The 13,216-nt window shown below is 70.1% G+C and carries 9 protein-coding genes; 1 reads left to right on the top strand and 8 read right to left on the bottom strand.

What is annotated here, in order from left to right:
• The first annotated feature begins 132 nt into the window (after positions 1 to 132).
• Positions 133 to 2,376 carry a PAS domain-containing sensor histidine kinase gene (locus N177_RS19100; protein ID WP_244444312.1) on the top strand — a complete coding sequence of 748 codons (2,244 nt, stop codon included), beginning with the start codon at positions 133 to 135 and terminating at the stop codon, positions 2,374 to 2,376.
• Between the two features lie 8 nt (positions 2,377 to 2,384).
• Here N177_RS19100 and N177_RS19095 read toward each other — a convergent pair whose 3' ends face one another.
• The 8 genes from N177_RS19095 to ccmI form a co-directional block, all read right to left on the bottom strand.
• On the bottom strand, positions 2,385 to 5,336 hold the full coding sequence (locus N177_RS19095) for a bifunctional [glutamine synthetase] adenylyltransferase/[glutamine synthetase]-adenylyl-L-tyrosine phosphorylase (protein ID WP_023434066.1): 2,952 nt from the start codon (positions 5,334 to 5,336) through the stop codon (positions 2,385 to 2,387).
• On the bottom strand, positions 5,333 to 6,724 hold the full coding sequence (locus N177_RS19090) for an ATP-binding protein (protein WP_023434065.1): 1,392 nt from the start codon (positions 6,722 to 6,724) through the stop codon (positions 5,333 to 5,335). Before N177_RS19090 ends, N177_RS19095 begins: the two co-directional genes overlap by 4 nt.
• Positions 6,708 to 7,388 carry a response regulator transcription factor gene (locus tag N177_RS19085; RefSeq protein ID WP_040486181.1) on the bottom strand — a complete coding sequence of 227 codons (681 nt, stop codon included), beginning with the start codon at positions 7,386 to 7,388 and terminating at the stop codon, positions 6,708 to 6,710. Before N177_RS19085 ends, N177_RS19090 begins: the two co-directional genes overlap by 17 nt.
• Positions 7,389 to 7,505: 117 nt before the next feature.
• Positions 7,506 to 9,029, bottom strand: coding sequence for a Do family serine endopeptidase (locus N177_RS19080; RefSeq protein WP_023434063.1), 1,524 nt, complete (start codon positions 9,027 to 9,029; stop codon positions 7,506 to 7,508).
• Between the two features lie 103 nt (positions 9,030 to 9,132).
• The gene (locus N177_RS19075; protein WP_152527967.1) at positions 9,133 to 9,630 is read right to left on the bottom strand and encodes a cytochrome c-type biogenesis protein; all 498 of its coding nucleotides are present in this window, start codon (positions 9,628 to 9,630) and stop codon (positions 9,133 to 9,135) included.
• Positions 9,631 to 9,632: 2 nt separating this feature from the next.
• Positions 9,633 to 11,615, bottom strand: coding sequence for a heme lyase CcmF/NrfE family subunit (locus N177_RS19070; protein ID WP_023434061.1), 1,983 nt, complete (start codon positions 11,613 to 11,615; stop codon positions 9,633 to 9,635).
• Positions 11,612 to 12,055, bottom strand: coding sequence for a cytochrome c maturation protein CcmE (ccmE, locus tag N177_RS19065; protein ID WP_040486180.1), 444 nt, complete (start codon positions 12,053 to 12,055; stop codon positions 11,612 to 11,614). The genes N177_RS19070 and ccmE overlap by 4 nt, the downstream gene beginning before the upstream one ends.
• A gap of 12 nt (positions 12,056 to 12,067) precedes the next feature.
• On the bottom strand, positions 12,068 to 13,171 hold the full coding sequence (gene ccmI, locus N177_RS19060) for a c-type cytochrome biogenesis protein CcmI (protein WP_023434059.1): 1,104 nt from the start codon (positions 13,169 to 13,171) through the stop codon (positions 12,068 to 12,070).
• Positions 13,172 to 13,216: the final 45 nt, after the last annotated feature.

Raw genomic sequence — 13,216 nt, 5'->3', positions numbered from 1 at the left:
GACCTCAGGATTCGAACGGGGGCCACGAGGACGCGCATGGCGTCAGCGAACGAATACTTGCGCACCAAAGCGCTATTCTTCGGCATCAGACGCAGGTCTGGCCCCCTCCCTTTCTTCGGCTCCGATTCCTTCTTGAGAAGCGAGAAACTGCTCGCGAAGAGCATCCTCCCCCTCATCGCGACCTTCCTCATCCTCGTCGGGGCGGCGGGCGTGATCCAGAAGACGCGCGTGCAGGAGCGGGTGACCGCCGAGGCGGAGCGGGAGATTTCCCTGATCGCCGAGCTGCTCGCGGCGCGCCTCAACGAGCTCGGGCCCGACATCACCGTCGCCACGCTGCAGGAGACGGTCGAGGACATCGTCGAGACGACGATCGAGGGCACGCGGCTGCTCACCCGCCCGCAGATCATGGTGACCGGACCGGATTCCCGCGTGCTGAGCTCGATCGGCGGCGACGACGTGCTCGGGCACGAGATCGAGGAGATCTTCCAGTCCGGGCAGCTCCTTACGACGTTCGGCCGCCGCGCGCGCGTGCTCGACGCCGTCGAGGGGGACGGCACGCCGCTTCTCGCGACGCTCCGGCATCTCGAGGCGCCGTTGAACTCCGTACTCGTGACGGTCGAGAAGCCTCATCTGGACGCGGTTGCCTCCGCGCGCTCCGCCCTGCCCACGACGGTCCTCGCCACGACCGCCCTCCTCCTTCTCCTGGTGGCGGGCGCGTTCACCTGGCAGGGACGCGGCCTGCGCGAGGCCGGCGGGGTGATCGACCAGAACAAGCGTCGCCTCGGCACCGCCCTCAAGCGCGGGCGCTGCGGCCTTCTGGACTGGGACGTCTCGCGGGGCCGCATCTACTGGTCGGCCTCCCTCTCCGAACTCGTCGGACAGCCGCCGGAGGATCGCACGATGTCGTTCGGCGACTTCCTCTCGCTGCTGCATCCGGGCGACGGGGACCTCTACAGCCTCGCCAAGCAGCTTCCCGAGCAGCGCGACGGCGCGGTCGACCGGAGCCTGCGAATCCGCCATGCCGACGGGAGCTGGATGTGGATCGGGCTCAGGGCGGAGGTCGTGATCGATCCCGTCGACGACACGATCCATCTCGTCGGCATCTGCGTCGACATCACGGAGCAGAAGCACCAGCAGGAGGCGAGCGCCACCGCCGACATGCGCCTGCGCGACGCGATCGAGGCGAGTTCGGAGGCGTTCGTGCTCTGGGACGCGGAGAACCGGATGGTGCTCTGCAACTCCAAGTACCGGGAGCTGCACCAGCTGCCCGACGCGCTCGTGAAGCCGGGCACGCTCTACGCCGCCGCGATGGAGCGCTCTCGCCACCCGATCGTGCGGACCGAGGAGAAGGTGCCGCGGCGCGAGGACGGCCGCGCCTACGAGGCGCAGCTCGAGGACGGCCGCTGGCTGCAGATCAGCGAGCGCCGCACGAAGGACGGCGGATTCGTCAGCGTCGGCACCGACATCACGGCGCTGAAGCAGCAGGAGGAGCGGCTCATGGAGAGCGAGCGCGCCCTGCTGGCGACCGTCGCCGATCTCCGCCGCTCGCGGCAGACGCTCGAGGCGCAGGCACAGCAGCTCGTCGAGCTCGCCGAGCGCTACTCCGAGGAGAAGACGCGGGCCGAGGACGCGAACCGCGCGAAGTCCGAGTTCCTGGCCAATATGAGCCACGAGCTCCGCACGCCGCTCAACGCGATCATCGGCTTCTCCGAGATCATGGAGACCGGCACGTTCGGCCCGATGGGCTCGCCGAAATACATTGAGTACTGCAGCGACATCCGCGCCAGCGGCCAGTTCCTGCTCGACGTCATCGACGACATTCTCGACATGTCGAAGATCGAGGCGGGGCGCTTCCAGCTCGAGATCGAGTCACTCGACCTCGCCGAGATCGTCGACGAGTGCGTCCGGATCACCTCGCTCAAGGCGCAGGAGAAGGACATCGCGATGGAGGTCGACATCGGCCACAACCTGGCGCTCCACGGCGACCGGCGCGCGATCAAGCAGGTTCTGCTGAACGTCATGTCGAACGGCGTGAAGTTCACGAAGAACGAGGGCCGCATCAAGGTCCGCGCCCGGTCGGTCGGCGACTCCGTCACGATCTCGGTGGAGGACTCCGGCATCGGCATCCCGGCCGACGCCATCCAGAAGCTCGGCCGGCCGTTCGAGCAGGTGGAGAACCAGTTCTCGAAGAGCCACAAGGGATCTGGCCTCGGCCTCGCGATCTCGCGGTCGCTCGTCGAGCTGCACGGCGGCGCCCTGCGCATCCGCAGCGTCGAGAGGAAGGGCACGATCGTCACGGTTCGCCTGCCGAAGGAGCCCCAGTCCGAGGATCACGGCGACTTCGACGAGGCCGAGCGCCAGCTCGCCCACGGCTGAGGGGCAGCTCAGGCGGGGACGACCGGGCCGATCAGTCGCTCGAACGCCTCGCGCACGCCCGCCTGCATCTCCTTGAGCTCGATCTCCAGCCGCTTGAGGTCCGGCATGTCCGCCTGCCGCAGGAGCAGCTTCTGGAGCCCGAGCGGCGCCGCGTCGGGGTCGAAGCCCGTCCCGACGCACAGGCGCAGCACCTGGGTGAGCGACTGGTAGAGCGTCCCCGCCGCCACGAGCCGGCGCCCGTCCTCGGGGCGGAGGAGCCCCGCCTCCTGGGCCGCCACGAGCACGCTCGAGGTCTCGCGCAGGAGGATCTGCGGACAGTCTGCGCCGTGGGCGAGCTGGAGATACTGGGCGATGAACTCGAGGTCGATGAGCCCGCCGGGCACCGTCTTGAGGTCCCAGGGGTTGTCCGTCGACTTCTCCTTCTCGATCCGGCCGCGCATCTCCGCGATGTCGCGCTTCAGCGTCTCGGGATCGCGCTCACGGGTGAGGATGTCGCGGATGATGCCCTCGATGCGCTCCCTCATGGCGGGCGGCGCGGCGATCACGCGGGCCCGCGTCAGCGCCATGTGCTCCCACGTCCAGGCCTCCTTCTCGTGGTACTGCGCGAAGCCGCCGACGCGCGTGGCGACGGGCCCGGCGCGGCCCGAGGGGCGCAGCCGCATGTCGACCTCGTAGAGCTGGCCCTCCGCGGTCGGAGCGGAGAGCGCCGCGACCAGGCGCTGTGTCAGCCGCGCGTAATACTGGCTGGGGGCGAGCGGCCGCTCGCCGTCGGACTGGGCCGTGTCCTGGTCGGGCTCGTAGAGCAGGATCAGGTCGAGGTCGGATGTCGCGGACATCTCGCGGCTGCCGAGCTTGCCCATGGCCAGCACGGCCGATCCTCCGCCCGGCACCCTGCCGTGCCGCTTCGCGAGCTCGTCGCTCGCCAGCTCGTGCAGGCGCTTCACGAGCACGTCGGCGAGCCGGGAGAAGGCGTGGCCGGCATCGCTTGCCGAAAGGGTATCGGAGAGGAGCCGCACGCCGATCAGGAACGCCTGCTCCTGGCCGAAGATACGCGCGCGGTCGAGCGCGTCCTCGTAGGAGCGCGCGTCGCGCAGCGTCTCGTCGAGATGGTCCTGAAGCGCCTGCTCGTCCGGCAGCTCGTCGAAGAAATCCGGCTCGAGGACGCTCGCGAAGACCCGCGGCCGCCGCCCCAGGAACTCCGAGAGCCGCGGCGCCGCCCCCAGTATGTTCGCCAGGAGCTTCAGCATGTCCGGGTTGGAGCGCAGGAGCGAGAACAGCTGCACACCCGCCGGCAGCCTGTTGAGGAAGCGCTCGAGCGCGGCGAAGGCGGCATCGGGATTGGCGCTTCGGGAGAGAGCCTCGAGAAGCGCCGGCACGATCTCGGTCAGCGTCTCCCGCGCGCGGGCGCTGCGCGTCGCGGGGATGCGGCCGAAGTGCCACGCCCTGACCGCCGCCGTCACCGATTTCGGGGACTGGAACCCCATCTGGGACAGGGTCTCGAGCGTCTCGGGATCGTCCTCCCCGCCGGTGAAGACGAGGCTGCCTGTGCCCGCGCTGAGCGTCGGCGCGTTCTCGAAGAGGCCGGCATAATGCCCCTGCACGGTGCGCAGCCGGTCGAGCAGCGCCTTCGACAGCTCGTCGGCGTTCTCGAAGCCGGAGAACCGCGCGAAGCGCTCGAGCTGCGCGTCACCTTCTGGAAGCGTGTGCGTCTGCTCGTCCGCGACCATCTGCAGCCGGTGCTCGAGCCTGCGCAGGAAGCGATAGGCCTCCTTCAGCTCGTCGCGCTCGGCGGCGTTGATCCAGCCGCCCTCGGCGAGCCGATCGAGCGCGACGAGGGTCTGGCGCACCCGCAGCTCGTGATGCCGGCCGCCGGCGACGAGCTGCTGCGTCTGCGCGAAGAACTCGATCTCGCGGATGCCGCCCCGCCCGAGCTTCAGGTTGTGGCCGGCCACGGCGACCTTCTCGTGGCCCTTCGCGGCATGGATCTGACGCTTCATCGCGTGGACGTCGGCGAGCGCCGCGAAGTCCATGTACTTGCGCCAGATGAAGGGAGCGATCTCCTTCAGAAAGGCTTGCCCGGCCTCGATGTCGCCGGCGCATGGCCGCGCCTTCAGGAGCGCCGCCCGCTCCCAGTTCTGCCCGAGGCTCTCGTAGTACTGGAGCGCCGCCTCGACGGAGATCGCGGCCGCCGTCGCGCCGGGATCCGGCCTCAGCCTGAGATCGACGCGGAAGACGTAGCCGTCCTCGGTGTACTCGCCGAGCAGCTTCACGAGGTCGCGGGTCAGCCGGACGAACAGCTTCTGCCCCTCGAGCCGGTCGCCGAGCGGCGCCTTGTCGAGGTCGAAGAAGACGATGAGGTCGATGTCGCTCGAGAAGTTCAGCTCGCCCGCGCCGTGCTTGCCCATCGCCAGGACGACGAGGCCGCTGTCGGCCGCCGGATCCTCGGGATCCCCGGGGGTGATCTTGTCCCGCACGGCGAGCTGCCGGACCAGAAAGTCGACGGCACCCTGCACGACGGTGTCGGCGATCAGCGTCATCGCCTCCGTCACGCGGTCCACGTCCCAGACCTCGCCGAGATCGGCAAGCGCTATGAGAACCGCCGCCTTCGTCTTGAAGCGGCGCAGGCACCGCATGGCGGCAGCCTGGTCCGGCGCGGCGCGAAGCTCCTCCTGCAGCGACGCACAGAGGGCCTCGAGCCTCGCGTCGGGATCTGCCTGCAGCGTCTCCTGGAGAAGCGGCGGCTGCGCCACCAGCCGCCCCCGGAGCCACGGCGACTGGTCGAGCACGGCCAGGAGAAAGTCACGCAACCCCTCACGGCTCTCGACGAGCGCCTTCAAAGGCGCGCAGGCCTCGTGCCGAAGGACGTCCCCCAGATGCGCCTCGGCGGCGGAGGGGTCGTTCGCGCGGGGGGCCGCCTTCAGCCGGCCGGCGAGACTGTCGTCGGAAAGAACATCGCTCATGCGCCCATTTCGCCGGATTGGCGCGGCAACGCAAGGACGGCGCGCAGGCCCGGCCGGTTGTCCTCGAGCCGCAGTTCGCCACCGTGCAGGCGCGCCACGGCGACGACGAGCGACAGGCCGAGGCCGGCCCCCGGCCGCGACCGGCTCTCCTCGAGCCTCGCGAAGCGCTCAACGACGCGGCCCCTCGCCTCCTCCGGAATGCCGGCCCCCCGGTCCGCGACGACGATCTCCTCGCTCCGCTCGTCGTGGCGCACCTGCACCTCGATCGCACCGCCATGCGCGGGGCCTGCGTGTTTCACCGCGTTGTCGAGGAGGTTCGCCACGGCCTGCCCGATCAGCTCCCTGTTGCCGGTCACGAGCGCCCGCTCCGGCAGGGAGAGCGACAGCGCGAGCCCCGCCTCCTCGGCCACCGGCTCGTAGAGCTCGGCCACGTCCTGCACGACGGGCACGACGTCCACCTCGCCCATCTCCGCGCCGGAGGCGCCGGCCTCCGTGCGCGCGATCATCAGGAGGGCGTTGAAGGTCGCGATCAGCTGCTCGGACTCCTCGAGCGTCGTCTCGAGGGCCTGCCGATAAGTGTCGGGATCGCGCTGGCGGAGCGCCGCCTCGGTGCGGCCGCGCAGCCGGGTGAGCGGTGTCTTGAGGTCGTGCGCGATGTTGTCGGAGACCTCCTTCAGCCCCCGCATCAGCTGCTCGATCCGGTCGAGCATCGCGTTGAGGCTCGCCGCGAGCCGGTCGAACTCGTCGCCCGATCCCGCGAGCGCGACCCGGCGCGACAGGTCGCCCGACATGATCGAGCGGCTGGTGTCGCTGATCGCGTCGATGCGGGCGAGAACCTTGCGGCTGACATAGGTGCCGCCGCCGACGCCGAGCACGATCATCAGGACGATCGACAGCGCCGAGGCGCGGCGGACGAGATCGAGAAGACGCTCGCGCTCCTCCACGTCGCGGCCGACGAGCAGGCGGTAGCCGCCCGACAGGGCGAAGACCCGCACCACCGCCTCGTGGTTGCCGCCGCCCGCGCCCTCGTGCGGCTTGTACTGGATGCGCAGGAGGCCCGATGTGCCGAGCGTTCCGTCCGGCACGCCCGCGACGTTGCCGACGAGTTGCCGCCCGCGCGGGTCGGTCACGAGGTAGAGCGTGTTGGTGGGGCTTCTGGTGCGCAGCTGGATCACCTGGGCGAGCCGCGCGACGCCGCCGATGCGGTACTGCTCGGCCAATCCCTGGACCTCCGCCTCGATCGTGTCGACGAGCTGGTCCATGAAGATGACGCGGGCGTTCCAGGCGATGTAGGCAAGGAGCGAGCCGGCGAAGAGCGCGAAGACCGCGAGATAGATCAGCGACAGCCGGAAGGCCGTGGAGCGGAGGAGCTTAGCCAGCGCCGTCACGGATCATGTATCCCGCGCCGCGCACCGTGTGGAGAAGCGGTCGCTCGAAGCCTTTGTCGATCTTCGCCCGCAGCCGCGAGACGTGGACGTCGATCACGTTCGTCTGGGGGTCGAAATGGTAGTCCCAGACGTTCTCGAGGAGCATCGTCCGCGTCACCACCTGGCCGGCGTGCTTCATGAGATATTCGAGTAGACGGAACTCGCGTGGCTGGACGGGGATCGACTGCCCGCCGCGCGTGACGGCATGGGCGAGGCGGTCGAGCACGAGGTCGCCGACCCTCAGCACCATCTCGCCTTCCGATGGGCTCCGCCTCCGCGCCAGCGCCTCCGTCCGCGCCAGGAGCTCGTTGAAGGCGTAGGGCTTGGCGAGGTAGTCGTCGCCGCCAGCGCGCAGGCCTTTCACGCGGTCGTCGACCTCCCCGAGGGCGGAGAGGATCAGGACGGGCGTGTCCACGTCCTGCTTCCGCAGCTCCGTGATGACGGAGAGCCCGTCGCGCTTCGGCAGCATGCGGTCGATCACCAGCACGTCGTGGATGCCCTGTCGCGCGAGATGCAAGCCCTCTTCCCCGTCGGACGCGTGATCGACGGCGTGGCCGGCCTCGCGCAGCCCCTTGAGGAGGTAGTTCGCGGCGTCCCTGTCGTCTTCGATCACGAGAATCTTCATCGGCTCGGACCGTAGCGCATCGAACGCCGAAACGGCAGGCCGATCCTCTCGGCCTGCCGTCCGGGGACGCGCGGTAGAGGGCGAACTGTGCCGCTCGTCCCAGATCATCGGGTTGCCTCAGGCGTTCAGCGAGAGAGCCACGAAGCGCGTGTTCTCGCCGCTGCGCACCCTGAGGAGGACGGCGTCGCGCCCGTTCTCCCTGGCCGCCTCGACGGCGGCGACGACGTCGCGCGGGGAGCTCACCTCGCGGCCGCCGGCCTGGAGGATGATGTCGCCCGGCTGCAGGCCCTTCTGGTCGCCCTCGCTGCCGGGCTCGACCTCCGCCACCGTGACGCCGTCGGGCCCCGAGCTCAGCGCCAGTCCGAGCTCACCGGCATCGCCGCCGCCATTCCGGTCGTTCGCGGCGACCTGCTGGCCGTCGGAAGGCTGCGCCCCGAGCGTCACGTCGACCGTCATGACCTCGCCGTCGCGATAGATCTCGAGCTCGGCATCCTCGTTCGGCTTCATCTCGCCGATCCTCAGGACGAGAGCGCGGGAATCCGCGATCTCCTGCCCGTTGACCGACAGGATGACGTCGCCCGACTGCAGGCCCGCATCCCCGGCCGGGCCGGTATCGAGCGTCTCGGCGACGATCGCACCCTTCGCCTGGTCGAGGCCGAGGCTCGAGGCGATCTCCTCGGTGACGGGCTGGATCTGCACGCCGAGCCAGCCGCGGCTCACTTGGCCGTCCTGCTTCAGATCCTCGATGATCGCGACAGCCGTCGAGGCCGGGATCGCGAAGGCGATGCCGACATTGCCGCCGCCGCCGGGCGCGAAGATCGCCGTGTTGATGCCGATGACCTCGCCGTCGAGGTTGAAGGTCGGGCCGCCGGAATTGCCGCGGTTCACCGGGGCGTCGATCTGGATGAAGTCATCGTACGGCCCGGCGCCGATGTCGCGGCCGCGTGCCGAGACGATGCCGGCGGTCACGGTGTTCGAGAGGCCGAACGGGTTGCCGACCGCGACGACCCACGACCCGACGCGCGGCGCGTCCTGCGTGAAGTTCACGAAGGGCAGGTCGTGGTCGACGTCGATCTTCAGGAGCGCGAGGTCGGTCTTGGGATCGGTACCGACCAGCTCCGCGTCGTACTCGGTGGAGTCGTTCATGACGACCTTCACGTTGTCACCCTGCTCCACGACGTGGTTGTTGGTGACGACGTAGCCGTCGGCCGAGATGATGAAGCCAGAGCCGAGAGACTGCTGGCGCGGCATCCCGCGGGGGGTGCGTGGCGTCTGCCGCTCGCCGGGCATGCCGAACTGCTGGCCGAACTGGTCTCCGAACTGGTCGAAGAAGCGCCGCAGCGGATGGTTCTCGGGCAGGTCCTCGAGACCGCTGCCGCCGAAGGAGCGGTTCGACATCGTGCGCGGCGTGGAGCGGCTCTCGACCTGGATGCTGACGACCGCCGGGCTGACGGCCTCGACCAGGTCGGCGAAGTCCGCCACCGGCTGGCGCGTGCTCTCGGGTGCGGTCAGCGGGTCCTGGGCGAAAGCGGGCGTGGTCGACTGCCCCACGAACGCGCCGCCCGCCATGCCCAGCATGGCCAGTGCGGCACCGCCCGCGAGCATCGACTTCCGGCTGAAGGTTTGCTTCAGGTCCGACATGGATTCTCATTCTCCTCGTCATCAAGGTCGGGCCTCCGACCTGGTTGAGAGGGAATCTAGGGAGCCTCGCCTTACAGCGCTCTGTCGGAGGGATTAAACCTCGTTAATGTTCAGAGGCTGCGGGCGCGGTGTCCCGGCGCCCCTTGCCCATCACCTCGTCGAGAGCCTGCCGCTCCTCCGTCGTCAGCGCCTTCGGCGCGGAGCCGCGGCGGCCGCGCAGCGAGAACATGACGATGAGCCCGCCGAACACGAGCAGGATCACCGGCGCCGCCCAGAGGAGCGCGTTGTGCCACGAGAAGGTCGGCTTCAGGAGCACGAACTCGCCGTAGCGGTCCACGACGAAGGACACGACCTCCTCGTTCGTGTCGCCCGCCTGCAGCCGCTCGCGGACGATGATCCTCAGGTCGCGTGCGAGCGGCGCGTCGGAATCGTCGATCGACTGGTTCTGGCAGACGAGGCAGCGCAGATGCGCGGAGATGTCGCGCGCCCGCTGCTCGAGCTGCGGGTCCTCGAGGATCTCGTCGGGCTGCAGCGCGGCGGCCGGCGCGGCCAGCGCGCAGGCCAGGGCGAGGATGGCGAAGGCGGCTCGAAGGGCGCGCATCGTCATTCGGCCGGCTGCGCCGCGGCCATGCGGCGGGCGCGCGTGGGCGCGCCGATGCGAAGGCGGCGGTCAGAGAGCGACAGCGCGCCACCCAGGAACATGACGAGGGACCCGAGCCAGATCAGCGTCACCAGCGGCTTGTGGTAGACGCGCACCGCCCGTCCGCCGGCCTGCTGCCGGTCGCCGACCGACACGTAGAGCTGGGTGAACAGGAACGTCCTGATTCCCGCCTCCGTCGTCTGCTGGCGGCTCGCGATGTAGTCGCGTCGCTCCGACGTGATGATCCCGAGGTCGCGCCCGTCGCGCTCGATCGTGAAGCCGGAGACGTTCGCCATGTAGTTCGGCCCCGTCTGCGGCGCGGTGCCCTGATAGGTCAGGTGGTAGCCCGCGAGGTCTACCGTATCGCCCGGCCGCATCGCGACGATGCGCTCGGCGTCCCATGCGGTCGCGCCGACGATGCCGATCACCGTGAGCCCCACCCCCGCATGCCCCAGCGCCGCGCCCCAGGCCGAGCGCGGCATGCCGCGGAGCCGCGCGAAGCCCTTCGCCAGCCCGGCCCGCGCAAATCCCGCCCGTTCCGCGATATCGGCCAGTGCGCCGGCGATGAGCCACACGCCGAGGCCGAACGCCAGCGGCGCGAGCACCGGCCCGTCGTGGTGGATCGCATACACGGCGAGGATCGAGAGGAAGGTTACGCCGAGCGCGGCGTAGAGACGCTGCGTGGCGCCAAGAAGGTCCCCGCGCTTCCACGCGAGGAACGGCCCGAACGGAACGGCTAGCAGCAGCGGGATCATCAGCGGCACGAAGGTCGCGTTGAAGAACGGCTCGCCGACGGAGATCTTGTCGCCGGTGACCGCCTCGAGCGCCAGCGGATAGAGCGTGCCCGTCAGGACGACGCCGCAGGCCGTGGTGAGAAGCAGGTTGTTCAGGACGAGGGCGCCCTCGCGGCTGATCGGCGCGAACAGGCCGCCCCGCTGCAGGCTGCCCGCCCTGAAGGCGAAGAGCCCCAGCGCGCCGCCGATCGAGAAGATCAGGATGAGCAGGATGAAGACGCCGCGACTCGGATCGGTCGCGAAGGCGTGGACCGAGGTGAGGACGCCGGAGCGCACGAGGAACGTGCCGAGCAGGCTCAGCGAGAAGGTCAGGATGGCGAGCAGGACCGTCCAGATCTTCAGCGCGCTGCGCTTCTCCATCACGATCGCGGAGTGGATGAGCGCCGTGCCCGACAACCACGGCATGAAGGAGGCGTTCTCGACGGGGTCCCAGAACCACCAGCCGCCCCAGCCGAGCTCGTAATAGGCCCAGTAGGATCCGATGGCGATGCCGACCGTCAGGAAGCTCCAGGCGAGGAGCGTCCACGGCCGCACCCAGCGCGCCCATGCCGCGTCGACCCGCCCCTCGATCAGGGCGGCGACCGCGAAGGCGAAGGCGATGGAGAACCCGACATAGCCCGCGTAGAGGAGCGGCGGATGGATCGCGAGGCCGAGGTCCTGCAGGATCGGGTTCAGGTCGCGGCCCTGCGCCGGCGCCGGCGAGAGCCGGGCGAACGGGTTCGAGGTGGCGAGCACGAAGAGCAGGAAGACCGTCGCGATCCAGCCCTGCACCGCCAGCACGGTCGCCTGCAGCGTGGCCGGCAGTCGGCTGCCGAACAGCGCGACGAGCGCGCCGAACAGCGTCAGGATGAAGATCCACAGGACCATCGAGCCCTCGTGGTTCCCCCATGTCGAGGTCACGCGGTAGATCAGCGGCTGCGCGGTGTGCGAGTGCGCCCAGACCAGTTCGACCGAGAAGTCGGAGCGGACGAACAGCGCGATCAGGATCGCGAAGGACAGCGTCACGAACAAAAGCTGCCCGATGGCCGTCGACTGGCCGACGGCCATCAGGCGCGGGTCGCCGCGGCGGGCGCCCACGAGCGGCACTGTCGACTGGACGAGCGCCAGGACGAGCGCGAGGACGAGCGAGAAAAGTCCGGCTTCGGCGGTCACTGTGTCGCTGCCTCCATGAAGTGCCCCTGCTTCTTCAGGGCGTCCGCGACCTCGGGCGGCATGTAGGTCTCGTCGTGCTTGGCGAGCACGCTGTCGGCCCGGAACACGCCGTCGGCATCGAGCCGGCCTTCGGCCACGATGCCCTGCCCCTCGCGGAAGAGATCGGGCAGGAGGCCGCCATAGACGACCGGCAGGTCGTGGGCCGTGTCGGTCACGACGAAGCGCACCGACGCCTGCTCGTCGTGGACGACGCTGCCCTCGAGCACCAGCCCCCCGAGCCGGATGCGCCGCTCCGTGCCCGGATGTTCGGCCAGGATGTCGCTTGGGCTGTTGAAGAAGACGATCGTGTCCTGGAACGCCACCAGGATCAGCCCGATGGCGGCGGCCAGCACCACGCCCGCCGCGCCGATCAGCGTCAAACGCCTCTGTTTCCTCGTCATCCTAGCCACGGTTCAGCTCCCGATCCCGAGCCTGCGGGACGCATCCTCGATACGCCCGGCTTCCTCGGGAAAATTCTCCTGAGCGCTGGCGAGCGCCGCCCGCGCCTCCTCCGTCCGGCCGAGCACGACATAGGCGCGGGCGAGTTGCAACCAGCCGTCGAGGTCGGCGCCGTCGCTCGCCAGCCGCTCGGCCAGCCGTGTCACCATACCTTCGATCATGGCGGAACGTTGCTCTGGCGACATGTCCCGCGCCGCCGCCACGTCCTCCTCGCTCGGCCCGCCCTCGAGGCTCGCCTGCGCCGCCGCGAGCCGCGCCTCGATCTCGCTCCGCCAGGGCGCGTCTGCCGGCGCGTCGGCCAGCAGGGCCCGCCAGCCATCGCTCGCGGCCCGCCAGTCCCCGTCCTGCTCGGCGGCTACGGCCAGCAGGAAGCGTGGCTTCACTGCGGAGGGGTCGCTCCCGGCGGCCCGCTGCAACACCTCGCGCGCCTCCTCGGTCACCACGCCGGAGGCGGCGGCGGCGATGGCTTCGCCGAGATCGGCCAGAAGCGCGGCGTCGTCGCCGTCCGAGAGCCGGAGCGCGTTGCGGTAGGCGTCGACGGCCGCGTCGTAGCGTCCCATCCTCAGATAGACGGGCGCGAGGACCCGCCAGCCTTGCGCGTCCTGCGGATCCTCTGCCAGGTGGTCCTCGACCCGCGCGACGAGTTGCGCCACGTCGGTCTCGGCGGCGGCCTGGCGGGCGCGCTGCTCGGCCGCGGAGTGCCCGGGCATCCCGGGCTGCCCCCACGCGAGGTAGAGCGGCAGGGCGATGGCGGGGATGGCGAGCACGAGCGCGAGACCCGTCCAGCGCGCGGCGCCACCGCCGCCGGCCGCATCCGCCCTCACCTGCCGCGCTGCGAGGATCCGCCGCGCGATCTCGCCCCGCGCCGACTCGGCCTCCTCGGCGCTGACGAAGCCGGCGGCCTCCTCTCGCCCGATGGCCTCGAACTGATCGCGGTACAAAGCGTGGTCGCTCGCCTCCGCCCCGGTCGGGCGCGGCGCGCGGGACCGGCTCAGCGGCGCCAGTGCGATCAGCACGGCGAGCCCGGTCATGACGGCGAAGATGGCGAACTGGGTCATGGCTCTAACGGAACGATAGCTCGCGATCATCCATGCTGGAACCGG

The sequence above is a fragment of the Lutibaculum baratangense AMV1 genome, from assembly GCF_000496075.1.
GTDB lineage: Bacteria > Pseudomonadota > Alphaproteobacteria > Rhizobiales > Tepidamorphaceae > Lutibaculum > Lutibaculum baratangense.
Note: the sequence above shows the minus strand (reverse complement) of the source record. Positions and strands in the feature narration are given on the sequence as shown.

Coding starts and splice junctions, on each gene's coding strand:
- N177_RS19095 (WP_023434066.1), bottom strand. CDS start 5,336: ATGAGCGATGTTCTTTCCGACGACAGTCTCGCCGGCCGGCTGAAGGCG.
- N177_RS19085 (WP_040486181.1), bottom strand. CDS start 7,388: ATGAAGATTCTCGTGATCGAAGACGACAGGGACGCCGCGAACTACCTC.
- N177_RS19080 (WP_023434063.1), bottom strand. CDS start 9,029: ATGTCGGACCTGAAGCAAACCTTCAGCCGGAAGTCGATGCTCGCGGGC.
- N177_RS19075 (WP_152527967.1), bottom strand. CDS start 9,630: ATGCGCGCCCTTCGAGCCGCCTTCGCCATCCTCGCCCTGGCCTGCGCG.
- ccmE (WP_040486180.1), bottom strand. CDS start 12,055: ATGACGAGGAAACAGAGGCGTTTGACGCTGATCGGCGCGGCGGGCGTG.
- ccmI (WP_023434059.1), bottom strand. CDS start 13,171: ATGACCCAGTTCGCCATCTTCGCCGTCATGACCGGGCTCGCCGTGCTG.